General features: G+C 37.3%; 22 protein-coding genes. 10 read left to right on the top strand and 12 right to left on the bottom strand.

From position 1 onward, the window contains the following. Positions 1-193: 193 nt before the first annotated feature. From IW22_RS10040 to IW22_RS24355, 3 genes are all read right to left on the bottom strand, one after another. Positions 194-1,870 (bottom strand): alpha/beta hydrolase-fold protein, encoded by a 1,677-nt coding sequence (locus IW22_RS10040; RefSeq protein WP_034726239.1) that lies wholly within the window; start codon positions 1,868-1,870, stop codon positions 194-196. A gap of 73 nt (positions 1,871-1,943) precedes the next feature. Beyond that, positions 1,944-2,756: a helix-turn-helix domain-containing protein gene (locus IW22_RS10035; RefSeq protein WP_034726237.1), complete on the bottom strand. Its 813-nt coding sequence runs from the start codon at positions 2,754-2,756 to the stop codon at positions 1,944-1,946. 122 nt (positions 2,757-2,878) lie between these two features. Next, a complete protein-coding gene (locus IW22_RS24355; protein ID WP_165571875.1) occupies positions 2,879-3,043 on the bottom strand; it encodes a hypothetical protein in 165 nt (54 codons plus the stop codon). A 204-nt stretch (positions 3,044-3,247) separates the two neighbouring features. Here IW22_RS24355 and IW22_RS10030 point away from each other — a divergent pair, with 204 nt between their 5' ends. From IW22_RS10030 to IW22_RS10015, 4 genes are all read left to right on the top strand, one after another. Continuing rightward, positions 3,248-3,451, top strand: coding sequence for a cold-shock protein (locus IW22_RS10030; protein ID WP_131327873.1), 204 nt, complete (start codon positions 3,248-3,250; stop codon positions 3,449-3,451). Positions 3,452-3,902: 451 nt separating this feature from the next. After that, on the top strand, positions 3,903-5,552 hold the full coding sequence (locus tag IW22_RS10025; RefSeq protein ID WP_034726236.1) for an ABC1 kinase family protein: 1,650 nt from the start codon (positions 3,903-3,905) through the stop codon (positions 5,550-5,552). Positions 5,553-5,669: 117 nt separating this feature from the next. Further along, positions 5,670-6,179, top strand: coding sequence for a hypothetical protein (locus IW22_RS10020; protein ID WP_034726235.1), 510 nt, complete (start codon positions 5,670-5,672; stop codon positions 6,177-6,179). Positions 6,180-6,357: 178 nt separating this feature from the next. Next, positions 6,358-7,719, top strand: coding sequence for a DEAD/DEAH box helicase (locus tag IW22_RS10015; protein WP_034726233.1), 1,362 nt, complete (start codon positions 6,358-6,360; stop codon positions 7,717-7,719). 47 nt (positions 7,720-7,766) lie between these two features. Here IW22_RS10015 and IW22_RS10010 read toward each other — a convergent pair whose 3' ends face one another. From IW22_RS10010 to IW22_RS09995, 4 genes are all read right to left on the bottom strand, one after another. Next, positions 7,767-8,423, bottom strand: a complete 657-nt coding sequence (locus tag IW22_RS10010) for a GDSL-type esterase/lipase family protein (RefSeq protein WP_034726232.1) — start codon at positions 8,421-8,423, stop codon at positions 7,767-7,769. A gap of 66 nt (positions 8,424-8,489) precedes the next feature. Then, positions 8,490-8,951 carry a lipocalin family protein gene (locus IW22_RS10005; RefSeq protein ID WP_034726230.1) on the bottom strand — a complete coding sequence of 154 codons (462 nt, stop codon included), beginning with the start codon at positions 8,949-8,951 and terminating at the stop codon, positions 8,490-8,492. Between the two features lie 323 nt (positions 8,952-9,274). Further along, complete coding sequence (locus IW22_RS10000) at positions 9,275-10,438, bottom strand: iron-containing alcohol dehydrogenase (RefSeq protein WP_034726229.1); 1,164 nt, start codon at positions 10,436-10,438, stop codon at positions 9,275-9,277. A 352-nt stretch (positions 10,439-10,790) separates the two neighbouring features. Further along, positions 10,791-11,198 carry a winged helix-turn-helix transcriptional regulator gene (locus IW22_RS09995; protein WP_228384025.1) on the bottom strand — a complete coding sequence of 136 codons (408 nt, stop codon included), beginning with the start codon at positions 11,196-11,198 and terminating at the stop codon, positions 10,791-10,793. Positions 11,199-11,298: 100 nt separating this feature from the next. On the opposite strand from IW22_RS09995, the gene lpdA reads away from it, so the two are divergent. Further along, positions 11,299-12,699, top strand: a complete 1,401-nt coding sequence (lpdA, locus tag IW22_RS09990) for a dihydrolipoyl dehydrogenase (protein ID WP_034726227.1) — start codon at positions 11,299-11,301, stop codon at positions 12,697-12,699. 130 nt (positions 12,700-12,829) lie between these two features. Here lpdA and IW22_RS09985 read toward each other — a convergent pair whose 3' ends face one another. The 3 genes from IW22_RS09985 to IW22_RS09975 form a co-directional block, all read right to left on the bottom strand. Next, the gene (locus tag IW22_RS09985) at positions 12,830-13,453 is read right to left on the bottom strand and encodes a hypothetical protein (protein ID WP_034726224.1); all 624 of its coding nucleotides are present in this window, start codon (positions 13,451-13,453) and stop codon (positions 12,830-12,832) included. Positions 13,454-13,762: 309 nt separating this feature from the next. After that, positions 13,763-14,167 (bottom strand): hypothetical protein, encoded by a 405-nt coding sequence (locus IW22_RS09980; RefSeq protein ID WP_034726221.1) that lies wholly within the window; start codon positions 14,165-14,167, stop codon positions 13,763-13,765. A gap of 56 nt (positions 14,168-14,223) precedes the next feature. Beyond that, entirely contained in the window at positions 14,224-14,886 is a 663-nt protein-coding gene (locus tag IW22_RS09975) for a hypothetical protein (protein WP_034726220.1), read from the bottom strand. Between the two features lie 142 nt (positions 14,887-15,028). On the opposite strand from IW22_RS09975, the gene IW22_RS09970 reads away from it, so the two are divergent. Beyond that, entirely contained in the window at positions 15,029-17,563 is a 2,535-nt protein-coding gene (locus IW22_RS09970) for a phosphoenolpyruvate carboxylase (RefSeq protein WP_034726219.1), read from the top strand. A gap of 790 nt (positions 17,564-18,353) precedes the next feature. Here the strand turns inward: IW22_RS09970 and IW22_RS09965 are convergent. Continuing rightward, entirely contained in the window at positions 18,354-19,958 is a 1,605-nt protein-coding gene (locus IW22_RS09965; protein ID WP_034726218.1) for a S8 family peptidase, read from the bottom strand. A gap of 86 nt (positions 19,959-20,044) precedes the next feature. On the opposite strand from IW22_RS09965, the gene IW22_RS09960 reads away from it, so the two are divergent. From IW22_RS09960 to IW22_RS09945, 4 genes are all read left to right on the top strand, one after another. After that, positions 20,045-21,172, top strand: coding sequence for a DegT/DnrJ/EryC1/StrS family aminotransferase (locus tag IW22_RS09960; RefSeq protein ID WP_034726216.1), 1,128 nt, complete (start codon positions 20,045-20,047; stop codon positions 21,170-21,172). A 228-nt stretch (positions 21,173-21,400) separates the two neighbouring features. Beyond that, a complete protein-coding gene (locus tag IW22_RS24250; protein ID WP_131401719.1) occupies positions 21,401-21,637 on the top strand; it encodes a hypothetical protein in 237 nt (78 codons plus the stop codon). Between the two features lie 17 nt (positions 21,638-21,654). Continuing rightward, entirely contained in the window at positions 21,655-22,674 is a 1,020-nt protein-coding gene (gene galE / locus IW22_RS09950; protein WP_034726211.1) for a UDP-glucose 4-epimerase GalE, read from the top strand. Positions 22,675-22,782: 108 nt separating this feature from the next. Then, a complete protein-coding gene (locus IW22_RS09945; protein WP_034726209.1) occupies positions 22,783-23,235 on the top strand; it encodes an adenylyltransferase/cytidyltransferase family protein in 453 nt (150 codons plus the stop codon). A 49-nt stretch (positions 23,236-23,284) separates the two neighbouring features. Here IW22_RS09945 and IW22_RS09940 read toward each other — a convergent pair whose 3' ends face one another. Then, the gene (locus IW22_RS09940; RefSeq protein ID WP_034726207.1) at positions 23,285-25,852 is read right to left on the bottom strand and encodes a TonB-dependent receptor domain-containing protein; all 2,568 of its coding nucleotides are present in this window, start codon (positions 25,850-25,852) and stop codon (positions 23,285-23,287) included. Positions 25,853-25,884: the final 32 nt, after the last annotated feature.

Below are 25,884 nucleotides of genomic sequence, written 5' to 3'. Positions count from 1 at the left end.
TGGAAGTCCGGCAGCTTCATCAGCGACGAAGTCGAACTCTTAGCCTCCTCCAGCTCAAAAGCATATTTTATCAAACTTTGCGTGAAAAAATCTCATCTCTTCCCCAAGTTTCGCAAGTGATTCCCGAACTCACATAGTAGATTAAAATAAAAGAATATCCTGTCATGCGGCAGGATATTTTAGTTTCATAGCTTTACACCTTAAAATGCAGAGAAGAAATCCAGATCTGTTCCCGGTCTCTGTTGTTCTCAAAATTCCTGAGCATCAGCTTCCGGTCATATTTTATTTTTCCATTGAAATACAGTTTTCCATTAATAAAGACCTTCAATTTTTTATCAGGATTAATCATTTCCGGAGAAAGTTTGAGTGAAAAAGATTGAATACACGATGTTTCGATCTTAAAAACCTGATCGGCATAAATAGCTTTTATCTTCCCTGACTTTCTTGGGAAATCAAAGGCATTTTTATTGACATTTTCCGTGATCAGACTGTCATTCTTATCGTATTGCAGCCATTTTGTGATTTTGAAATTCAATGCTTTATGCCACTGGGCTTTGGGTTGGAGCGTATCAAGCTTCATATCAGAAATCCAATCGATATTTCCATAGTTGTTATCATCGTATTCCCAGGTTATTTCTTTTGGAAACGGATTCCTTCTGCGGCTTTTTAAATCATTGAAAACAGTCTTAACTGCCGGCTCCGATTCGTCAAATTGAGGAAACCAATGCGGAAAACCATTATAACGCTGTTCCTTATAATCAGCTTTGATGTCTTTCATCAGTTGGGTGAAATCATCATTGGCATTCGGAGGATAATAATAATCCTGGTCGGTAGAAAAGTTAATGAAGGAACGGTTCTTTATATTTTCAATAAACGTTCCGCCTGTAAAAACTTTAGGAAATGTATTGAATCCATAGAACCCTGCAAATGAGCCGGGCTGTTTCATAAGATACGAAAACGAACCGGTGGCTCCGTTGGAATGTCCGGAAATAAAGACTTTATTGTCATCCACATTGATGGCCTTTTTGATCTGTTTCAGCATTTCCGGAACCATGAAAAATCCATCATCGGGAGTCATCCAGTTGTATTTTTTTCCACCTTTTGGAAAAACCAGAATGACATGATTCAGATCTGCGTATTTTGTATAAAACCTGTTCCATCCGCCAAGATTTTCTGCCGGCATCTGATAATCGGTAAGGACGTTGTTGCGTACGGCACCATGAAGAAAAAAGAGAACTGGATATTTATTGCCAGGATCATAATTTTTAGGAAGGTGAACAAGATAAGAAGTGTTCGTGGAATCATTTACTTTAAATAAAACGGAATAATTCTGTTGCTTCTTCGCTAAATAAGGAGAAGAATTTTTTATTTGGGAATAGAGTTTAGCTGCATTTTCCTTTTCGTCAAAAGATTGGGCCTTTGTCCTGAAAAATTCGTCCTGAATTTCCTTTAGATCTTTATAAAACAGTTTTTTATCCTGTAATGCACTTTGTACAAGGGTATTCCATCTGGAATCATCAAGTAAATTTTTATATTCACTTTTGGAAGATTCGCCGATTATATAATCCCAGCCGGGATAGCCGTCTTCATCAGCTTTCATTTTTGCAAGAGGGGTAAGATATTTAAAAGCTTTATCTGCATTTTTTAATTCTGAAGCCAGAACCGAAGCTTTATAAAGTCCAGTTCCGTCAATACTGTCTGGATAGATTTTGAAAGCACTTTCGTACAGATCCAATGCTTTTTGATAACCCGTATCATCTTTGGCCTTCCACATTGTTTCCAATGCCTTTTGCGTCAAAGTTGAATAATTTTCCTGCCCGTTGACAAGAAGACATACCAGAAGTAAACTCAATGTTATATAATATCTCATACCATCTAAAATTCGATGAGACAAAGCTATTCATCAAAGACGGTAAAAAATTGTAAAAATGGAACATTTCGTATTATGGCTGCAAACACCAGAAGGTATCCTGATTTCCAAGGATTGTACCCTTATCGAAAAAGCTTTTGGGTGAATTCTCGGTAAAATTTTTATAGGCTTTGTTAAAATGAGACTGGTCGTTGTAATTAAATTCATGCGCCAGTTCCGTGAAATTTCTGTCCGGATTTTCAAAGAGTTTTTCGTTGACGGTTTTTCTGAAAAGCACAATTTCATGGAATTTTTTTACCGAAACCCCTAAATGGGCCTGAAAATTCCTGTTCAGATGCTGCCTGCTTATGCCTAAGATATCGGAAAGCTCTGAAACGGTAAAATCATCACACTGGCTGAAAATATATCGAATAGATTGCTCAAGAATAGCATTTTCAAAACTTTTAAATCGCTTCTCTAAACAGCTATCCAGCAAATTGATGAACATTTCGGGATCCTCCATTGAAAAAAGGGCATTCAGTTCCTGTGGACTGAGAAACTCAAAATCTGTAATATAATCCGTAAAATTCAATGGGCTGTAAAACTGTTGTATTCCCAGAGGATGAAATACAATAACGATTCTATGGACTTTCCCGGATTGTATGATATGGAGTATTTTTTCTCTGATGGGAGTAAAGATTTGCAATGCCGTGGCAGCTTCATCGAAGACGACGTGTCCTTTTTCTTTCTGGATATGGGATTTGTAAAGAGAAATCGTATTGTTGAAATGAGGAAAACACTGGAATTCACTGGTCTCATTATCCGGCTTTATATCCAGATAATAATAATCAACATAGGGTTTGATCAATGAACTTGTAGGTTTGAAAGTTTCAAATGTATTATTCATTATCTATGATTTGTGTTTTTTCTCATTTCAGGTTCAATATAAACAATCTAATGATTTTTATCCTGCAAAAATAAAAAAGAGCAGATGTTTTTCTGCTCTTTGTTGAATATTCCGTCAAATTTTTATGCCAGCTGAGGACATATCACAGCCGGGCAGATCAGTCTTGGACATCTTGGTCTTCCGTCATCCGGGCAGCACTTGTTGGAGCAGTTACCAATAACGATACCGCTACCTGAAATTCCTTTTAATTGTTCTCTTGAAAGTTTGCTGTTACGTAAATTTTTCATTTTGTAAAATTGTATGGGTTAGTTGGTAATTTGTTAAGGATAAAGATAAAAAAATCCTTTTACATAATTGTGTGAGTGAATTTTTTTCATTTTTATTTATTTTATTTTCTGGGCTTTACGAAAAAAAATCAAAGAAGAATGCTATTTTTTTTTCAGGATATTCATGAAATTACTATCTTCACTGATCAATTTAAATATAATATAATGACAGGAACAGTAAAATGGTTTAACGAAACAAAAGGTTTTGGTTTTATTACACCAGACGGAGGCGGAAACGATATTTTTTGCCATCATTCAGCCATTCAGTCTTCAGGCCTTAGAACTTTGAAAGAAGGACAGGCAGTAGAATTTGATATTAAAGAAGGTAAAAAAGGACCTGAAGCAGACAATGTTAAAGTAGTAGGATAATAACTTATTAAGATATTGTTTAAAATAAAGCTGCCATTTCAGGCGGCTTTTTTTTGTGGCTTTTTGGGCTATAAAAAAAGCAACAGGGCTCATTTTTTAACCATTAAGATAAGTGAAGAGAAAATCTAAAGATTTTTTAAGCCATATTTTTTATCATAAAATTTAAGAAATTCATCAACTAAAAACCAGCCACAAAGTGGCGATTTAGCCCAAGATAGGATGCAGTCCTATCAGATTCTCAAGCTACTCACTTCTATACTACATTAATACCATTCTCTCGCAGATTACACAGATAAAGCAGATTAAAAATAGTTTTAAAAGCCCATCATTTAAACCCAGATCAAAAGACAATTCTATATCTGCTTCACCCTAAGATTTACCGTTCAAATAAAAATTAAAATAGCAATAGGAACAATTTTTGGAGTAATTTGCACCAACTATCGAGAAACATATGTTTGACAAGCAGCAAAGAAAACTGAAAAGATCAGCCAGACTTATTTCCGTACTGAGCAAATACGGATTTAAAGATATGCTGGCGAGAATGAATACAGGAAATAAACAGGAACAGATCTCTGCTGATCCGGATGAGGTGATTTCTAAAGGAACAGTATACGAAAGAATCAGGCTGGTACTGGAAGAATTAGGACCTACATTTGTAAAATTGGGGCAGACATTCAGTAACCGGGAAGATCTTCTTCCGCCAGAACTGATCCAGGAGCTGCAGAAGCTTCAGGACAAAGTGGATACGGTAGATATGGATGTGGAAGAAATTCTGGAAAATGAATTCAATATATCCGTCAAAGACCATTTTCAGGAGATCCAGAAAGAACCTTTGGCCACTGCATCCATTGCGCAGGTATATAAAGCTGTTTTGATGGATGGTAGCCCTGTCATTCTTAAACTTAAAAAAGCTGATGTACAAACGGTTATTGAAGATGACTTACTTCTCATCAAAGACCTGGAAAAACTGGTGTCTGCCTATTCTGAAATAGGGGAAAAACTGAATCTGAAACAGGCGATTTCCACTTTTGAAAAATCATTACTCGAAGAAGTTTCCCTGATCAACGAAAAGGAAAATATCCTGCACTTTGCCCGAAATTTTAAAAATAATAAAGAAACGTACGTTCCGAAAATCTATGAGGACTATTCCAATAACAATATCCTCTGTATGGAATTTATTGACGGAATTAAGGTTACCGATAAAGCAGAACTCTTAGCAAATAATATTGATCCTGTAAAGGTTTCCGAAGTAGGATTGAGGCTATTTGTCTCACAGATCCTTGATTATGGATTTTTTCACGCCGATCCGCATGCCGGAAATATCTTAGTCAAAAAGAACGGAAAAATTGTCTTCATCGATTTTGGTGCAGTAGGAAAAATTCAACCGAATGATAAGGAAATCCTTGAAAACCTTATTGTAAGCTTTGTCGCTAAAAATCCACATAAAATTGTACGTCATCTTAAAAAAATGGCAGTCAGCTATGAAATTCCTGACGAAAGACGATTTGAGAATGATGTAGAAGATATTCTGAACTTTGTCCACAGCTCCTCGCTACAGGATATCAACGTTCAGGTGATCATCAATAAAATGAAAGATATTCTGAAAGATAACAGGCTCTATATGCCGGATTATTTTTATCTTTTGTTTAAAGGAATCAGTTTAATAGAAGGAGTGGGAAGAACGATCAATCCGGATCTTGATATTGTCAAAAGCCTTCACCCGTACACCAGAAAAATATTAACCAATAAGATCAAACCTAAAAATCTTTTAAAAACGGGAATGGACCGGATGCTGAATTTCACCGATAACGTAGATGAAATTCCTAAAGAACTCAGATCCGTTCTCCAAAAGCTGGATGACAATAAATTTACAGTGTCCAGTGAAATTAAAAATATTGAAAAGACCAACCAGCTGATCAAATCAAGCATTATCAATTTAATTTTGGCCATGGTCCTGGGGGCAAATATAATTGCTACAGCTATCGTTTTTGTGTCAGAATCCGGCCCGAGAATTGGTGAACTGTCTCTGGTCGCGGTTTTAGGATTTGTATTCTCTATTATATTGGTATTAATACTTTTACTGAGAGTGACGAGGAAGTAGATGAGAAGTTAGATATTAGAAATCAGTTTGAAGGACTTTATGATTTCGGGCTCCCAACTAGCAACTGGTAACCAACAACTTTAAGACTCTGAACCCGCACCCCGCAACAAAAAAACTATGAAAAAACTAATCTTAACCGCCATTACCTTCTGCAGCTCACTGTTATTAGCTCAGGAATCCGCTGAAAAAGGAATTCCTGGAGACTATGATGGCAATGGAACAAAAGAATATGCCTACACCAAAGTCAGTGACTGTACGGATGAATGTGATGGTACATGTGAAACCACCATTTATTTCAGCGATAAAAAAATAAAACCGTTTACGATTTCACCCGCCAACAATGGGGGAGTATACAATCTGGGAGACCTTAATGAAGATGGAAAAGATGAAGTGGGTTTCTATCCAGGCTGGTGTACAAGCTGCTGGCATGTCTTTCATGTTTATACACTAAGTAAAACCGGTTGGAAACCTTTGGTACCATTTATTTCCACTCACTGTTCACAATGGGAAGAAGAAAAATTTCCGATTAAAAAAGATCCTAAAAAGAAAGGATATGTGATCATTACCTCAAGCGAATGGGAAAATGATGATATCAGGATTAAGAGTAAAAGCGTGAAGGTGAACTGAGTTTTGGAGTGAGTGAAGTTGTCAGTTGCTGGTTGTTAGTTCGTAGTAATTAAGTTAATGAATTCAGCGTCTGATGTCTGAAATCTGATGTCTTGCATCTTGGCTCTTGGTTCTTACATCTTAAAATTCACCATTCACACAAGGTTATCCTCTAAATTTAAATACCTATCTTTGCACCATGGAAAAACTCACTTTTGCGGATTTTGACCTGCCGGTTAAAATTCTTGATGTTTTAGCGGATCTGGAATTATTCGAGCCTACACCTATTCAGGAAAAGAGCATTGGGCCTATACTTTCCGGGAGAGATGTAATGGGGATCGCACAAACCGGAACCGGGAAAACATTAGCTTATCTTCTGCCGGTTCTTAAAACATGGAAATACAACAAAACCGGGAATCCTACGGTTTTGATCCTTGTACCTACAAGAGAATTGGTGGTGCAGGTAGCTGAAATTGTTGAGAAACTTACAGAAAATATTACCGCAAGGGTAATCGGAATATACGGAGGGAAAAATATCAATACACAGAAACTGTTATTCAACAACGGATGTGATATTCTGGTAGGAACTCCGGGTAGGGTAATGGACCTTGCCATTGACAATGCTATTTCATTAAGAGAAGTTCAGAAGCTGATCATTGATGAGTTTGATGAGATGCTGAACTTAGGGTTCAGACCGCAGCTTACCCATATTTTCGAAATGATGAAGCCAAAGAGACAGAATATTCTTTTCTCGGCTACCATGACGGAAGCTGTTGACGAAATGCTGGACCAGTATTTTGCCAGTCCGATAGAAATTTCATTGGCAAAATCAGGAACGCCTCTTGAGAAAATTGAGCAGACCGGTTATAAAGTAGAAAACTTTAATACCAAAATCAACCTTCTTGAACATTTATTGAAGACAAATGAAGATGAAATGTCTAAGGTGTTGATTTTTACCAATAATAAGAAAAATTCCGATCTTCTTTTTGCTAAAATTGATGAACTTTTCCCTGAGCAGTTTGACGTTATTCACTCAAACAAATCTCAGAACTACAGGCTTAAAGCCATGAAAAGATTTGAAAATGAAGAGATCAGAGGATTGATTACGACTGACGTAATGGCCAGAGGTCTGGATATTTCAGATATTACCCACGTAATCAACTTTGAAACCCCTGAAATTCCTGAACAGTATATTCACAGAATAGGTAGAACGGGTAGGGCAGACAAAGATGGTAAAGCAATTACATTCGTTACGAAAAAAGAAGAAGCTTATGTGCTTGACATTGAGTTATTGATGGATAAGGATCTTAAGTTTACTGATTTCCCTGCAGAGGTGAAAATAAATCCTAAGAAGATCGCTTCTGAAGAAGATGTGATCATTATGAAAAATCCGGCACAGGTGAAACTGTATGAAGGTGGTGGAGCATTTCATGAGAAAAAGGATAAAAACAAAAAAGAAAACTGGGGCGGACCTTCAAAAAGAAAAGCACCCAAGAAATTTGGAGCTAACAGAGCTCAGCAGAAATCCATATCTGTATCAAAATCTAAGAAAAAGAAATAAAAATAAAAAAAAATCCCGTCAGGGATTTTTTTTGTTTGTACAGTTTATTATTTCATATAAGGCTTCATGACCTTCGTCCAGACTTTATATCCTTCCGGCGTCAGGTGAAGCATATCTTCCACGAAAAGATCTCTTCTTACTTTTCCATTGGAATCCTCCATGGCTTTTGTAATATCGATGAACTCTGCATTGGGTTCTTTTTTCATGAAAGCTGCAATTTTTTTATTAGTTTCTTTCATCTGTGGCCATAGAATTTCGCGGCTCGGAGAAAACTTGATGGAAATGAAATCCACTTCAATATCCGGAAATCTTTGTCGGATTTTTTTGTAGAACGTTTTAAACCTATCGACCACTACCTGGGCCTTCAGGTCATGGTTGTCTGCGAAGTCATTATCACCGCAATAGATGATGATCTGTTTAGGATGATAAGGGTTTAAAAGGTCGTCAGCAAAATCATTCAGATCGGTCATTCTCGAACCTCCGAAGCCTCTGTTGATAATGGTCTTGTCAGGAAAATAGCTGGCAACGTCTGTCCATTTGGTGAAAGAGGAACTTCCTATCAGAAGGATGGCATCTTTTGGTGGTGTGTTTTCCTGATCTGCTTTTTTGAAATTCTGAATATCCTGCCAGAACATCGGCTTTTTATCCTGAGAAAAGGATAGGGCAAAGTACAGCAATAGGAATGCTGAAAAAATCTTCTTCATTATAATCAATTTTAAAATATCTGATAAAAATAATAAAAAACTCCCGATAAAATCGGGAGTCTGTGTTTATCTTTTGTAGGTAACGTAGATCAGATCGTCAGTACCGTCGTTATTGTAATCGTACGCTCCGAACAGTTGGGCTAGTTTCAGATCCTGACTTGTAAGGATTTCAACTCTGTACCATCTTTCGGTATCATTTACATTTTTAATGCTTAACAGCTTAGACTCTTCATTATAGGTGAACTTTCCTTCATTTTTTCCGCCTAGCTGGCAATCAAGACCGTTGGTGGAGTAGTATGTGTAGCTTGTATAATAATCACTTCTGAAATACAGAGTGTTTTTAGCTTCACAATCGGAAGGCGTTTCAGTTAAAAGTACTGTTTTATTGTCTTTTCCGGAAATAGTCTGGATCTTGCTTACCTTCCAGTCTCCGCTCATCATCTCTAATTCATAAGCTTCGAGATTGTCATCTTTACAGGAAGTTAGCGCTAAAGCAGAAAAGGCAAATAAAAGTAGCTGTTTTTTCATTTTCACAAATTTTATAATATGCTAAAATATAAATAAATTTGAAATATCTATAATGAAATCCTGCTTTTTTAAACGAATGTTTATAAATAACAGGATTTTATATTATGAAACTTGGAAAGTGATGGGTTTTTGTAGGTTGCAGAGGAGATTGTGGCAAAGTCAATGGTCAATTTTGCTTCGCAAGTCAATGGTGAGAGCCAAGATGCAAGACGTCAGATTTCAGACATCAGACAATAACTTATTAACTTAATTACTCCAAACTAGCAACCAGGAACTGACAACTCTAAGACGATCTCTCCCTCAAACTCTTTTACCCCGGAATTTTAATAACTCATCTCCACGATCTTATACGCATCTTGAGGCGTCAGTTTTTTATACTCGCCAAGACCGGACCATTTTCTGTCTGTAAAAGCTTTTTCTACTCTTTCAGCAGTTCCTTTGTATTCTTCTGTATATTCTGAAAGTTTTGTTTTAATATCCAGGCTGTGGAAGAATTCCTCCATTTTTTTGATTCCCAGTTCTGCTTTTTCCTCCAGTGTTCCGTCTTTGATCCCCCAAACTCTTTCAGCATACTGAGCTAGTTTTCCTTTCTTCGATTCAAAATTATAACGGTAGTGGGAAGGGGCAATCACGGCTAAAGTTCTTGCGTGGTCGATTCCAAAATAAGCAGTCAACTCATGTCCCATAGCGTGTACCGCCCAGTCTGTGATCACTCCTTTCTGAATCAGTCCGTTCAGGGCCATTGTACAGCACCACATAAAGTTTCCGGCTGCGTCATAATCAAAATCACCTTTCAGTACTTTAGGAGCGGTTTCCTGAAGGCTGATCAGGATACTTTCAGCGATTCTTTCCTGAAGATCTGCAGATGAAGGCGCGGTCATATACTGTTCCAAAACGTGAGTATAAGCATCCGTAATACCGTTTACGATCTGGTTTTTAGGAATTGTTCTGATCACTTCCGGATCTAATACTGAAAACTGTGGGAAAAGACCCGGTCCTCCTGAAGATAATTTTTCGTTGGTTTCTCTTCTTGAGATCACATATCCTGAATTCATTTCAGAACCGGTTGCCGGCAACGTAAGAATACTTCCGAAAGGCATTCCTTCTCCTTCAAAAGTTCTCACTGAATTTCTAAGGATATCCCAGGGCTCACCGTCATAGTTGGCCGCTGCAGAAAGGAATTTAGTCCCATCAATCACAGATCCTCCACCGACAGCAAGAAGATAGTTGATGTTTTTTTCTTTGATAAAACTTAAAGCGTTGATCAGTACTTCATACTCCGGATTGGCAGGAACGCCACCGAATTCATACAGATCATGATCCTTCAGAGCTTCTTTTACCTGATCGTAAACACCGTTGGTTTTGATGCTTCCGCCTCCGTAGATCATTAATATTTTGGCATCTTTCGGAACTTCACGGGAGATCTTAGCGATTTCACCTTTTCCAAAAAGTATTTTGGTTGGATTTTTAAATTCGAAATTAAGCATTGTTCTAAATTTATTTGATTCAAATTTACGGAAAGCAATGCGAAAACTGAGTTAATGAAATTTTAAATTGACTATCACAGAGTTTTATAATAACGATTTTGGGTAGCAGGTAGCAGATGTTAGGTTGCAGGTTGCAGGGATTAGGGATTAGAGATTAGGGATTGTGCCGAATGTTGAAATTGTGGTCTTTTGATTGTAGTTAAGAGCTGGGAGACAGTATTTTAGATGTCAGACATCAGATTTCAGAAATAAATATGGGACGATTATCCATCACCTTAATTACTATGGACCAGCAAGCAGCAACTGACAACCAGCAACTAAAAAAACAAGAACTCTCAAACCCGTATCCCGCCTAATTATCCTTTGACAAAAAAACCTTAGCATCCCGGATAAACTTCTCCTTGTCTTTCTTGATATTTTCAACCAGTTTTTTTCGTTCATCAGGAATACTGAGGTATTTTTCACCCCAAAGATTAATCTCAACAATCAGCGGAATCAGGTCAATTCCTTTCTCCGTAAGATGGTAGAGAATTTTCAGTTTACTGTCCGGATGGTCCTTTTTAGCGATAATTTCTGCTTCCAGTAAGTGCTGCAGCCTTGAAGCGAGAATATTGGTTGCAATCTTTTCATCTGCTTTAAGGAATTCTCCATAGGTACATTCTTTCTTTAACATCAGGTCGCGGATAATCAGCAGAGACCATTTATCACCCCAAATTTCCAGGGAAGAACTGATAGGGCAGTCTGATCTTTTTTTACTCATAGCCATATATTTTAAAATAATACTTGCAAAATGAAAGTATTTGTTTTAATTTTACTTTTGTTTTGCAAGTAAATTTAAACATAAAAAATTGATAAATCAAATGGAAAATTTTGATGTTGCCGTGATCGGGTCCGGCCCCGGTGGTTATGTTGCCGCCATAAGAAGTGCACAGCTTGGTTATAAAACAGTGATCATAGAAAAGTATGATATTTTGGGAGGCACCTGTACCAATGTGGGATGTATTCCCACAAAAGCGCTGCTGGACAGTTCCCATCATTATTCGGAAGCTTACCATCAGTTTGAAGAACACGGGATAAAGGCGAGTGATCTGAAACTGGATTTTCCTCAGATGTACAAAAGAAAATCTGAAGTGGTATCGAAAAATACAGACGGTTTGAATTTCTTAATGAGTAAAAATAAAATTACCCGTTTGAAAGGAATTGCAACCTTTGTCAATGATTCTGTTATCAAAGTGACCAATGGACTTGAAGTCACTGAAATTACAGCTCAGAACTATATCATTGCCACAGGTTCGAAGCCGTCATCAATTCCCGGAGTAGCTATTGATAAACAAAGGATTATAACTTCTACAGAAGCTTTATCATTAGAGGAACATCCAAAATCTATGGTGATCATCGGAGGTGGAGTGATAGGAGTCGAAATGGCTTCCATATTCAGCCGCATAGGAACTCAGGTAACCATTCTTGAATATGCAGATCATCTGATTGCCGGAATGGATCATGAACTGGGAAAAAGTCTTCAAAGAATTTTGAAAAAAGAAGGAATTGACATCCGTTTGGGTCAGTCTGTTTACAAAGCAGAGAATTCCGGTTCTTCAGCCAAAGTATTTTTTAAGGATAAAAATAATGAAGACCACGAACTGGAAGCAGAATATGTTTTGGTAGCGGTGGGAAGAAGTCCTTATACAAAAGGTTTAGGATTGGAAAATACTGGTGTACAGTTGGATGAACGCGGATTTATTAAGGTTGATGAAAACAGACAGACTTCAGTTTCGCATATTTACGCCATCGGTGATGTGGTAGGTGGTGCGATGCTTGCTCATAAAGCTGAAGAAGAAGGAGTCTTGGTTGCAGAAACGATTAACGGGCAAAAACGTCACATCCATTACGACCGTATTCCATCAGTAGTTTATACATGGCCTGAAGTGGCTTCTGTAGGGTTTTCTGAGGAATATCTGAAGAAAAATAATATCACTTATAATGTCGGTAAATTTCCGTTTTCTGCCAGTGCCAGAGCAAGGGCGTCTATGGACACAGATGGTTTTGCAAAAGTTCTGGTAGATCCTAAATACGGGGAAGTACTGGGTGTACACATCATTGGAGCCAGGGCAGCAGATCTCATTGCACAGGCTGTTATAGCGCAGGAATTTGAGGTGACGGCTGAAGATATGTTCCGTATATCCTACGCGCATCCTTCCTATTCTGAAGCCTTGAAAGAAGCTTATCTGATGGCTTCAGGTCAGGGAGCAATTAATATTTAATATAATAAAGAGGTTGTTTCAAAAGGTGAATGGAAATTCTTGCATAGTTTTAATCTGTAAGTATTTTTCAACATAAAAATCTGTGCAATCAGCTTGATCTGCGCGGGTTTTTTATCTTTTGAAACCACTTTTATTTGGAATCGGGTTGAGAAGGTGTATTACAGTTGTCACTTTTAAAATAACCCCCACTGTTTTTAGATTCCAGTTTACCGTTTTTTCTGTTGATCTTTATAAAATATGATTCCCTGATTTCCGGACAGCCCTTAGACTTTGAAAGGTATAGATTAATATGTCTGTCCTCAATTTTATACGAAGCACTTAATTTATTACTTGTATCTACAGAAAAACCATATGTTTGAGCCAATAAAAGAGCTTCCGGAAGATTATCCACCGTTCCGATGAAATCCCTCAGCTGCTGTTCATTGGAAAAATAAACGGATCTTTCTTTTCTGCAGGCAAGAATGTATGAAAAGCATCGGTTGCCGATACATTTCTGGAAAAAACCTTTTTCAGGAAGAGGCTCATTGATGGTCATAAAATCCGGCATCTGGCTTTCATAAATCACCGCTTTTTCAGGATCGGTGTCATTGGTAAGGATTCTCCAGTAGCCATAGTCTTTATCCGGAACGATAAACGGATATAAATACTCTGTTGTATCCAAGATATCCGGAATCTTCCTGTAATCATCCGGAACCGTGGTCTGTGCAAAAAACAGACTGGACATGATAAGGGAAGCGAAGATGATGATTTTCATAAAGGAAGTGCTTTAGGGCAAATTTACGAAAATGGAGGAAGATTTCTTATTTTAAATGGATGTTTGAGAGATAGGAGTTCGGGATTCGGGGCGAGAGAGTTTGAGAGTCTTAGGGTTTGAGAGTATATGAGGTTGCTAGTTGTTGGTTCGTAGTAATTAGACCAATGGATAATCGTCTTATATCTATTATCTGAAATCTGGTGTTTGGCATCTTGTTTCTTAGCTCTTGACTAAAATCGAAAGGGCATAATTTCAACCTTCGGCACAATCCCTAATCCCTAATCCCTGCCACCTGCTACCTAAAATTCTCTACTGCAGTACAATTTTATAGTAACCTTTTTCATCTGTTACATCAATGTTTATCCCTGTAAACGTTAATTTATTGATCTGATACCCATCACAGCCGCCTTTAAACTCAGAGGACTGTATTGAAAAATTAAAAGCTTTAACATTAGACGTGAAAGAATAATTTTTTGTACCGTTATAAGCGCCGACATTTTCTAAAATGATCAGGTCTTCGGATGTTTTGGTTAATTGTACTCCAACCTGATTGTCATCCTTAATTGAATACACCGTAAGGTTTCCATTTGTGATGAGATTTTCATCGTCGGCATTCACGAATTTAAAAGCGACGGTTTGAGGAGCATTATAACAATCTTCACCACAGGCTGTTAAAGTGAAAGCCATTACAAAAAAGGTCAAAATATTTTTCATGGGATTAATTTCTGTGAAGAGTAAAATTAATCATTAAACCGGTGTGTACAAAATTATTATAAACCTGAATTATTATAACGGTTTCTGAATATTTTTAGAACCTGTGCCAGCTGATAATCCGTGATATCAAAATCGTCGATGTTGACTTCTATTTTTTCGTTGTTATGAAAAAAATATAAATAATTAACCTCAGGTTGATAATCATGTTTCGATTCACGGCTGACTAAACGTTTTACAATGATTTTTTCAAGCTGAATTTCATTCCACAAGTATCTAGGATTATCTTTCAGTTGAATTCCTTTTCCATTGATAGAAATCATTATTTTAGATATTTTCTTAATTTCTAGAACAACTTTTATAATGAAATAGATTGTGAATGCTGTTGACAAAGCCATTATAAACATCGTGATAAAGTTGAACTTGATCATGATACAGGAAAGAAAAAAGATTCCCAGAATCACAAAAATACTATACATAGAAATGGCAATGATTCTTCCTGAACGGGAATACTTAATAACAATTTCATCTAAAAGTGTGTTTTCATCATATTCAGTTTTATCATTTTTGTGAATGGTATATTCTTTATAAATAAAAACTCCATTGATAAATGCGCCGATGAAAAATATAATGGAAAGAATGAAAAAATATTGAAGCAAATAAACTCCTATTGATAAAGCTAGAATTCCTAAAATTGAATAGAAAATAATTCCAAATTTCATTTGTGGCGTAAGTTTTTTGCAAAGATATCATTTAAAGTCAATTGACAGGAAGTCTATAGAAAATATTGATTTTGTTCCCAGGTACTCCGTTTTTTTGTCATTTGTCAATTCATTTAAAACCAAAATCCATTACATTTGTTATATGATACACGACCAACGAGCAGAAAAATTCAGGCAGATCGTGGAGAATAAGTTCCAGATCTACAATTCATTATTTATGAGCCTGCCTTATGATAAAATGACCAATATCGGGATGCTTCTTCCGTTCCTTTACGAGGAAAGCCGAAACGGATATGAAGAAGGTAAAACCCCTGAGGGAATTGTCGAAGAATTCTTTAAAAACCATACCGATCTTCAAACGGAAGAGCAGAAACTTGAACTGCTCTTTAAGATCATCCAGTACATCGAAAGACAGGTGGTTTTATTTGACAGTATTGAAGATGCCGCGTTCCCCAACCTTCACTCCGAAAGTGACAGCGGAACGGTGACCAATCTTTTTGAACGTTCATATCAGGACCATAAACTTGAGAAAGTGCGTGAAAAACTGAAAGATTTCACCGTAAAAGTAGTATTTACAGCACACCCGACTCAGTTTTATCCAAGTTCGGTACAGAGAATTATCCAGGACCTGCGTGGAGCGATTACCAGTGATTCCGTGACGCAAATCGATATGCTTTTGCAGCAGTTAGGGAAAACTCCTTTTGTTAATAAAGAAAAGCCGACTCCAATAGATGAGGCGCTTAGTATCATTTCCTATTTAAGATATGTGTATTACGATACAATCGGAGAATTGTTTACGAAGATCAGAAAGACCTTTGGAAACGGACATTTCCATCTGCATGAAGATATTATTCAACTTGGCTTCTGGCCGGGCGGGGACAGAGACGGAAATCCGTTTGTGACGGCCGATGTTACGAAAAGAGTAGCAGAGGAGCTTCGTTCCGCGATTTTGAAATCTTACTACAGTCATTTGAAATTTATCAGAAGAAGATTGAGTTTCAGGGGCGTTTCAGAGGTATTGACGCAATTGAGTGACGATTTGTATGGCGCTATATTTAACGGAAAAATAATTACAGCAGACGATATCCTGAAAAAAACAGATGAAGCAGAAAAAATTCTGGTGAATGAGCACAATTCTCTGTTCTTGGATCTTCTGGCTAATTTCAGAGACCGTGTGAAAATTTTCGGAACTCACTTTGCAACGCTGGATGTCCGTCAGGACAGCAGGATTCATCAGAAGGTGATTGATGAGGTTTTTGCTAAAGTATATGGAAATGCAGAGGCTTCTGAAGAAGAAAAATTCAATACACTGATTCAGCTTGGTGAAAAGGTAGATGCAGACCAGTTTGAAGATATCGTTAAAGATACCTTACTGACCGTATCACAGGTTTCTGAAATTCAGGATCTGAATGGTCACAGAGGAATGAACCGCTACATTATTTCCAATTCCGATGCCGTAAAAGATGTGATGAATGTCTATGCATTTTTCAAAATCTGCGGTTATCAGGATGAAGAGATTAAGATGGATATCGTTCCCCTTTTTGAAACGATGGAAGGTTTGGCCAATTCTGAACATGTAATGAACGAGCTTTATCAGAATCCGGTGTATAAAAAGCATCTTGAAAGCAGAGGAAACCAGCAGACGATTATGCTCGGTTTTTCAGACGGAACAAAAGACGGTGGATATCTGAAGGCGAATTGGGAAATTTATAAGGCTAAAGAGGTCTTAACTAAACTTTCCGTTCAAAATGGAATAAAAGTCGTATTCTTTGACGGAAGAGGCGGCCCACCGGCAAGAGGAGGAGGGAAAACACACGATTTCTACGCTTCGCAAGGAAACACCATTGCTAATAATAAAATTGAACTGACAATACAAGGACAGACGATTACCAGTATTTTCGGAAATAAAGAACAGGCGAAATACAATTTTGAGCAGCTTCTGACCGCCGGAGTGGAAAATGATGTCTTTAAGAACTCTAAAAAAGACCTTACAGAAAAAGAAAGAAAACTAATTGCCGAACTGGCTGATATCAGTTATAAAAAATACTCCGATCTGAAAGCTCATCCTATGTTTGTCCCGTATCTTCAGGAAATGAGTACCCTCGAATATTATGGTAAAACAAATATCGGCAGCCGCCCGTCCAAAAGAGGAAACGGCAGTGAGTTGAAATTTGAAGATCTTCGAGCGATTCCATTCGTGGGATCATGGTCGCAACTGAAGCAGAATGTTCCCGGATTCTTCGGATTCGGATTTGCCATGCAGCAGATGAAAGAGCAGGGAAGACTGGATGAGGTAAAAGAGCTGTATAAAGGTTCAGATTTCTTTAAGACCTTAGTGCTGAACTCGATGATGAGCATGAACAAATCCTATTTCCCGCTGACTTATTACATTAAAAACAATCCAAAGTTCGGTGCATTCTGGAATATATTGTTTGATGAATACACACTTTCAAGAGATATTATGCTGGAACTTACCGGATTCAAAATGCTGCAGGAAGAAGATCCGCTGTCCAGAAAATCAGTGAAGATTCGTGAGAAGATTGTGCTTCCGCTGTTGAGTATTCAGCAGTATGCCCTGATGAAGATCCAGAAAGGAGAAGGGAATAAAGAAGCTTATGAAAAGCTGGTGACCAGATCGTTATTTGGAAATATTAATGCGAGTAGAAACTCAGCTTAATTGATGATAACAACGCCTTTCGATTGAGAGGCGTTTTTTTTTTGTTTAAACACAAATGACACAAATATATTCACTAATGAACACAATGATTTTGTAGAATGATTGTAGGTTTTGGCTGAAGCCTCATTTGATTGTTTATTAAAAGTAAAACGGGCTAAAGCCCGTTCCTCTTGAATATTTTTGTCATAAATATCTCATGTGTGCTATCTTTTAAGGAATTATAAAGTAAAATTAACCACAGATTGCACGGATTGACACAGATGTTTATGGCAATTAAATCTGTATTATCAGCTGAATCTGCGAGAAATTATATTTTTAGAACCCATTTTTATGCATGAAAATTTGTGAAATTCGTGCTAAAACATTCGTGTCATTCGTGTTTGAAAAATCAAACAGAATAATTTTTTTTACTGTTGAATTATAAAGTAAAATTAACCACAGATTGCACGGATTGACACAGATATTTATGGCAATTAGATCTGCATTATCAGCTGAATCTGCGATAAATTATATTTTTAGAACCCATTTTTATGCATGAAAATTTGTGAAATTCTTGCTAAAACATTCGTGTCATTCGTGTTTGAAAAATCAAACAGAATAATTTTTTTTACTGTTGAATTATAAAGTAAAATTAACCACAGATTGCACGGATTGACACAGATGTTTGTGGTAGTTAAATCTGCATTATCAGCTGAATCTGCGAGAAATTATATTTTTGCAACATATTTTTACGCATAAAAATTCGTGAAATTTGTGCTATAATATTCGTGTTATTTGTGTTTAAAAAAAATTATTCTTTTAAGAACTTCTCATAGAAAACCTGGTCCTTCGTCTGAATTTTCAGATAATATGTTCCTTTCGGGAAATCTTCCACTTTTATAGATTTGAGTCCGGTATTTTTTCTAATCAGTTTTCCTAAATTATCATAGACCTCTAGTGATTGGATATCACTTTCAGAAGCCACATTCAGAATATTTTTTACAGGATTCGGGAAAATAGCAAATTTTTCTTTTTTTACAATTTCAGAAGTATTCAACGTCTGATTATAAACATTTCCAAAGTTCAGAATACCATAGCCCATCTGATCTGTATGTCCCGGATAGAGAGAAGCGGTCTGTCTCAGTTTCGTTCTCATCTGATCCCTGCTCATAGAAGGAAAGGCCTGCATGAAACATGCTACACCCCCTGCAGCGATTGGAGTGGCAATGGAAGTTCCATTAACGGAAGTCAATGTACTGTTAGTAACCGTTGCAGAAGCTGTTCCCCTTGCGCTTGCATCAGGTTTTACTACACCTAAGGAGTTCGGGCCATATGATGAAAATCCCGAGGAATTTCCTGCAGAATCTACTGAACCGATTGTGAAAACTTTAGCATTGTCAGCTGGAGTCAGCAAATAGTGCCATGGCTGCACACCGGAATTTCCTGCTGCTGAAAGAACAAATATTCCTTTATTGACAGCTATTTCAGCGGCTCTTGCAATGAAGGAAGTTGTTCCGTTCATATCTGCATACGTGTAGCTGTATCGGGTGTCATCAAAAGTATTGTACCCAAGAGAAGAGGTGATCATATCAACGCCTTTTCTGTCTGCTTCTTCAGCTGCTTCTATCCAGTACAATTCCTCTTCCGGAATTTCACCCACAGCATTTTCACTGCGGTAAAGATAAAAATCGGCATCGGGAGCAGACCCTACAAAAATATCTTTAATATAGCCTCCGATAGCACCCAGAACTGCAGATCCATGATTACTGATAGCGGTATTGTAGACGTTGTTTGTTTTGGTCACAAAATCATACACCGCTTTGATCTGATTGTTGGTTCGTATTCTTTCAAAAGCAGATCCTGTATTCACAAAGGGAAATCCAGCATCAATAACTGCAATGGAAATGCCTGTTCCTGTAAATCCGGCTAAATGAAGCGGCCTCACATTGATCTGGTCGATTTGTGCAGAACCTGAGCCGTAATCAAAAACAGTCAGGTTTTTTTGTGTATCAGAAGAAGTATTCCATTTGTTGTTGCCCGCTGTTTTGGTGACGGTAGGATTATTTTTAGCAAAACGACCTACTGATGATACATAAGGCTGTGCCTGCAAAATGGTGATCTGTGCGGGAGTGGCATTGACAGCTGCTCCGTTGAGCCATTTCGAGTAATCAATTACGGTGAAACCAAGATTCTGAAGGTTCTGAATATAGGACTGTTCGATAGGAGCATCCTGATCATTGAGCGGAATACCGAGCGAAGTACGTCTGTTAAGGGATTTTTGGGTCAGTTCTGAAAGCGGATTGGCGTAAAAAGCAGCTTTGTTCGGTTTGCCTGAAAAATAAACAAAAACAAGCTCTGTCTGCGCATTTACGGCGGAGTAACCCGCTAAAAGACAAATGAGTAAAAGTTTTTTCATAAAGTTATTTTGTATAAAGATAAAACAAAATCAATAAAATTTTTGATAGGATTTTAAATTCCTTATTTTTACACAAATATTTATTTATGAAAAAAATTCAGATGGTTGACTTGCAAAGTCAGTATTACAAAATAAAGAATGATGTAGACAATGCAGTTTTAAATGTAATGGATTCTGCGGCTTTTATCAACGGCCCTGAGGTAAAGTCTTTCCAGAATGAATTGGAATCTTATTTAGATGTAAAGCATGTGATCCCGTGTGCAAACGGAACGGATGCTTTACAGATCGCGCTGATGGCTTTGGACCTGAAAGAAGGTGATGAAGTGATCACAGCCGATTTTACTTTTGCCGCTACAGTAGAAGTTATTCATTTGCTTAAACTGAAATCAGTGCTGGTAGATGTAGATTACGATACATTCACAATCTCTACAGAAGAAATTAAAAAAGCGATTACGCCAAGAACCAAAGCGATCATTCCTGTACATATTTTCGGACAGTGTGCGAATATGGAGGAAATCCTTAAAATTGCCGAAGAACACAACCTGTTTGTGATTGAAGACAATGCTCAGGCAATAGGTTCGGAGTTTACTTTCTCAGACGGAACCCAGAAATATGCAGGAACTATGGCGACTGTGGGAACTACTTCATTTTTCCCTTCTAAAAATCTCGGATGTTATGGTGACGGAGGTGCTATTACGACCAACAATGATGAGCTGGCACACCGTTTAAGAGGAATTGTCAATCACGGAATGTACGAAAGATATTACCATGATGAGGTAGGGGTGAATTCAAGACTGGATAGCATTCAGGCTGCGGTTTTAAGAAAAAAACTGCCCAATCTTGACTCTTACAACGATGCAAGAAGAAAGGCCGCTGATTATTATGACGAAGCTTTTGCTGGAAATGAGAATATTTTAACGCCAAAAAGAGCAGAAAATTCTACCCATGTATTCCATCAGTATACATTGAGAATTCTGAACGGAAAACGTAACGAGCTTCAAAAGTTCCTTACAGAAAAAGAAATTCCGGCTATGATTTATTATCCTGTAGCATTGAGAAAGCAGAAAGCATATTATCAGGAGAGCAATGATGCAGACTTTGTGAATACAGATAAGCTTCTTGAGCAGGTGATTTCTCTGCCAATGCATACTGAATTAGACGAAGAGCAGCTAAAGTATATTACGGATGCAGTGCTTGAATTTATGGCATTATAAATCGTTTTGAAGTGGAATCAAAGGAAAATATTTAAAAGCAGCATCTTATATATATTTTCTGTAATTGTTAATTTAATTGTCATATTTTTTTTAGCAATTGGTTTTAAGGAAGAATACGGTCATAACATTAAAAGTAGAAACTTTCAAGATGTTGAATTTTTCTATTTTTTCTCTGTTATTATCAGTTTATCCATTAATATTTTATCATTGATCTCTTTAATTTTTAAGATGAAGAGAACAATACAGATTATTAGGATAAATTTAATTATGATGGTTGGTTTCTTTTTATTTAAAATTTCACAAGTTAATCTTTTAACCAGTCAAAATGCAGATATAGAAAGAGAGGACTTTGCTACTTTCTTCCCTTTCATTCTTTTTTTTGGTGGATATCTGTATATTGTGGATAGATTCAAATATAAAGACCTTGATGACGAAATAGAAAGCATAGGAAAACACACAGATTAAAAAAAATATAAAGAAAAATGGCAGTACTTGTTACAGGCGGGCTCGGATATATCGGTTCCCATACAGTAGTTGAGCTTCTTAACGATGGTTTTGAAGTCGTTATTGTAGACGATTTATCCAACTCAGAAAGATTTATTTTAAAGAATATCGAGGAGATTACAGGCAAAAAGCCGTTTTTTTATCCTTTCGATTTAAGACGCAGAGAACTCCTTACGCAGGTTTTTGATGCCCATCAGATCGAAGGATGTATCAATTTTGCAGCTTCTAAAGCAGTAGGAGAGAGCCAGGTAAAACCGGTGGATTATTATGAGAATAATTTATTCACGCTGATCAATATTCTTCAGGAATTTAAAGAAAGGGGCCTCTCTAATTTTATATTCAGTTCCTCCTGTACCGTGTACGGGCAGGCGGAAAAGATGCCGATCGATGAGGATACACCGCTGAAGCTTCCGGAAAGTGTTTACGGAAAGACCAAGCAGATGGGAGAACAGATTTTAACAGATTTTGCGAAAGCATACAACAGAAGAATCTCCCTTCTAAGGTATTTTAACCCGATTGGAGCTCATCCTTCAGGAAAACTGGGCGAACTTCCAATGGGAGTTCCCAACAACCTGGTTCCTTATGTAATGCAGACTGCTGCAGGAATCCGTGAGAAACTGAATATCTGGGGCGATGATTATGATACGGAAGACGGAACACCGGTCCGTGATTATATTTATGTTGTGGATCTTGCCAAGGCTCATGTAAGCGCCCTTAAAAAGCTGATGCAGAGTAATGATGGAACGGTGATTGATATTTTTAACCTGGGAACAGGAAAAGGAGTGTCGGTACTGGAAGTGGTGAAAGCTTTCGAAACAGCTAATGATGTGAAGGTTCCTTACCAGATCTGTGCAAGAAGGGAAGGCGATATTACGGTGGCTTATGCCGATGTCCGTAAAGCTGAAAAAGAGCTTCACTGGAAATCGGAGACCTCATTGGAAGAATCATTGAGAACAGTCTGGAAATGGCAGCTGTATCTGGATGCTCAGACCGTTTAAAAGAAGAACTTAAAAAACGATTATAAAACAAATTACAAAATCATTTCCCGCAGTCCTTTTTTATAAGAAAATAAATCTGACTGTCACGGAATTTTAATTGAAATGAGTATGAAAACACAAAAAATAGGTATTACATTTTCCTCATTTGACCTGCTTCATGCGGGACACATCAAAATGCTTGAAGAAGCTAAAACAGTGTGCGATTATTTAATTGTAGGGCTTCAGATCGATCCGTCTCACGACCGTCCGAATAAGAACAAGCCGAGCCAGACCATTGTAGAAAGATACATCCAGTTGAAGGCCGTGAATGCCGTAGACGAGATCATTCCGTATTATACAGAAGAAGATCTGCAGGATATTTTAAAGTCTTTTGTCATCGATGTAAGGATTATCGGGGATGATTATATGGACAGAGACTTTACCGGAAAAAAGTATTGTGAAGAGAAGGGAATTGAGATCTTTTACAACAAAAGAGATCACCGGTTTTCCACCAGCGACCTTAGAAGAAGAATCTACGAAGCTGAAAAAGAAAAATCTGAACAGACTGAAACCGTAAAATAAAAAAAAATCCCGAAAAATATTTTCGGGATTTTTTTTATGTGTAATATGATTACATTGGACCTTGTTGGTCGTCTCCAGAGGCATTGGAGTTGATATCTTTTTTCCTTTTAGGCTGTTCTACTTTCTCCCCCTGCTTGAATCTGTAGGTAAGAGAAACGGAGAACTGTCTCGGTTGCCACTGCATATAAGAATCTCTTACGCTATTGGCTGTGTATGTTGTAGATCTCATGGATCTGGTATTGAAAATATCCTGAACATTAAATGCTAAAGTTCCGTCCCCTTTCCAGATGGTTTTGGATGCACCGAAATTGATGGCATACATATCTTTTCTATCCTGATAAGCCGTTTTCTGGCCACCTCTGTAGAATCCCTGTATCTGGAAACTGAATGTTTTATCAACTTTAATGGTTGAAGAAAGTCTTGCTCTTGTTGAAAAACCTTTACCATTAAAATCAGCAACAGCCTGAATAGGATTACCATCTTTATCAAAGGTGTCATATAGAGTGCTTCCTTTTGTATTATAGCCAAACACATCCACGTTTCCTAAGAATTTCAACCAGCTTGTTGCATCCCAGTTGAAGTTTAAATCTAAACCGAAACGGTCATCCGTGCCCAGGTTAATAGGTTTTGTATGAGATACAATACGCTCACGTTCAATCAGGTTGGCATCAAGGTATTTTTCTTTCAGATTGAATACTAGCATTTTTGTATCATCAGTCTGATGTCTGTAATACAAGGTTGGGTTAATCGTAAATTTCTTTTTTGAAATACTGTATCCAAATTCAAAAGAGTCTACGTATGATGGATTAAGATCTATATTTCCGTCAAAAATATTTTGATTGTCATTATAGTTCGGGTTAGGAATCATAAAGAATGATCTGGGACGGTCAATTCTTCTTGTATAGTTAACCAACAACTGATTATCCTTTGCAAATTCATAGCTTAAATAAACGCTTGGAAATAAATTATTGTAGTTTTTGGTTGTAGCAAGGGCTGGTTTCGAAGGATCAAGGTTTTGATAATTAATATCTACTCTGGATAATTCATCTCTTACACCTACCTGATATCCTAATTTACCTATTTTACTTTTGAACTGTAAATAAAAAGCATTGAAAGTCTCTTTATATGTGGCATCATAAGTATAGGGCTTAAGGAAGCTTAAAGTTGGAGCCTGAACGGTACTCTGCAAAACATCATTACTATAATCATTGGTATTGATATCTATTCTGTAACCCGCCTCCAATTTTGAATTTTCCCCAATCGGCAATTCATAATCAGCTTTACCTATAACCGATTTGTTAACTGTGTTTTGGTTAACAATATTGTTCAGTAAAAAAGCTCCGTTTTGAGTTTCATTAATATCTGTATCATTGTATGATCTGCTTCTCTGTAAGCTCAATGATAAAGATAGATTTTGACCTTTGTCATCAAATTTATGATCTAAACCAAAATCTCCCTGGAAGGCTAAATTATTATTGGTTCCAAAAGTATTTCTGTTAGAAACCCCATTCGGATCTGTGAAATAAGAATATTTGTAATCAATATTTCCAAAATTCTCACTGTCAAAGGTTCTTACAGTTCCTGAAGCGTTTACCGAAGTCTTTTCAGAAATATCATAAACGATACCTGCAGAAGCGTTATAGTTATTGTTTTTACTCTTCGTTTCAGAGTCCTGATTTCTGGTAACTAAATCATTACCTTTCGCTGCGTTAGTGAAAAAGTCATCTGTTCTGGTCGTATTTTTAGATTCTCTGTAGCCACCACCACCATTTAGAAACCATGTAAAGTTTCCTTTTCTCCAGTTAAGGTTGGCGTTCAGGTTGGTTTGGGGAAGATATCCTAAAGTTCCGATTACACTACCATTGAAACCGGTCTTCTTGCTTTTCTTTAAAATAATATTCAGAATACCCGCAGTACCGCTTGCCTCAAATTTAGAAGAAGGATTCGTGATCACTTCAATTCTGTCGATCTGGTCTGCCGGAATACTCTGAAGTGCATTGGCCCCATCATCTATTCCTAGAAGGGCAGATGGTTTTCCGTTGATCAGGAATCTTACATTCGAACTTCCTCTCATCGAAACAGTACCGTCAGTATCCACAGAAACAGAAGGAACGTTAGAAAGAACATCCTGAAGATTTCCTCCTTTACTTACAATATCCTGAGAAGGGTCGTAAGTTCTTTTGTCAAGCTCTACTTTATAAGGTTTCGTTGAGGCTGCAGTGATCACTACTCCCTGGATTTCCTGTGTTTTACCATCCAGGCTGGTGGTTGCTTCCGGCTGTATAGATAAAGCGCCGATGTTTCCAGGGCCTGCAATATTTTTAGTAATAGTGCTCTTCTTGTAGTCGATGGCTTCTACGGTGATATCATAGTTTCCAGGAGCTAATTCCAGTTTGTACTGTCCTTTTTCGTCGGTAAGTACAGCATCGCTTAATGCTTTGTTCACTTTATTGCTGAACGTCACAGAAGCATAAGGAACCGGCTGGTTGTTTTTGTTGACAATCATTCCTGTAACGCCTGCTTTATCCTGGGCAAATGCCATTGCAGCTGCCGAAAGTACAAAAGTAAGTGCTAGCGTTTTTTTTGTGAAAATGTTGACAATTTCCGTCTGATTCATAAGGTATTGTTTGTGTAAAATCGTGAAAGTAT

The organism is Chryseobacterium sp. JM1 (assembly GCF_000737715.1).
In the GTDB taxonomy this organism is placed as follows: Bacteria; Bacteroidota; Bacteroidia; order Flavobacteriales; family Weeksellaceae; genus Chryseobacterium.
The sequence above is the reverse complement of the archived record's forward strand: the minus strand, read 5'-3'. Positions and strand labels throughout refer to the sequence as shown.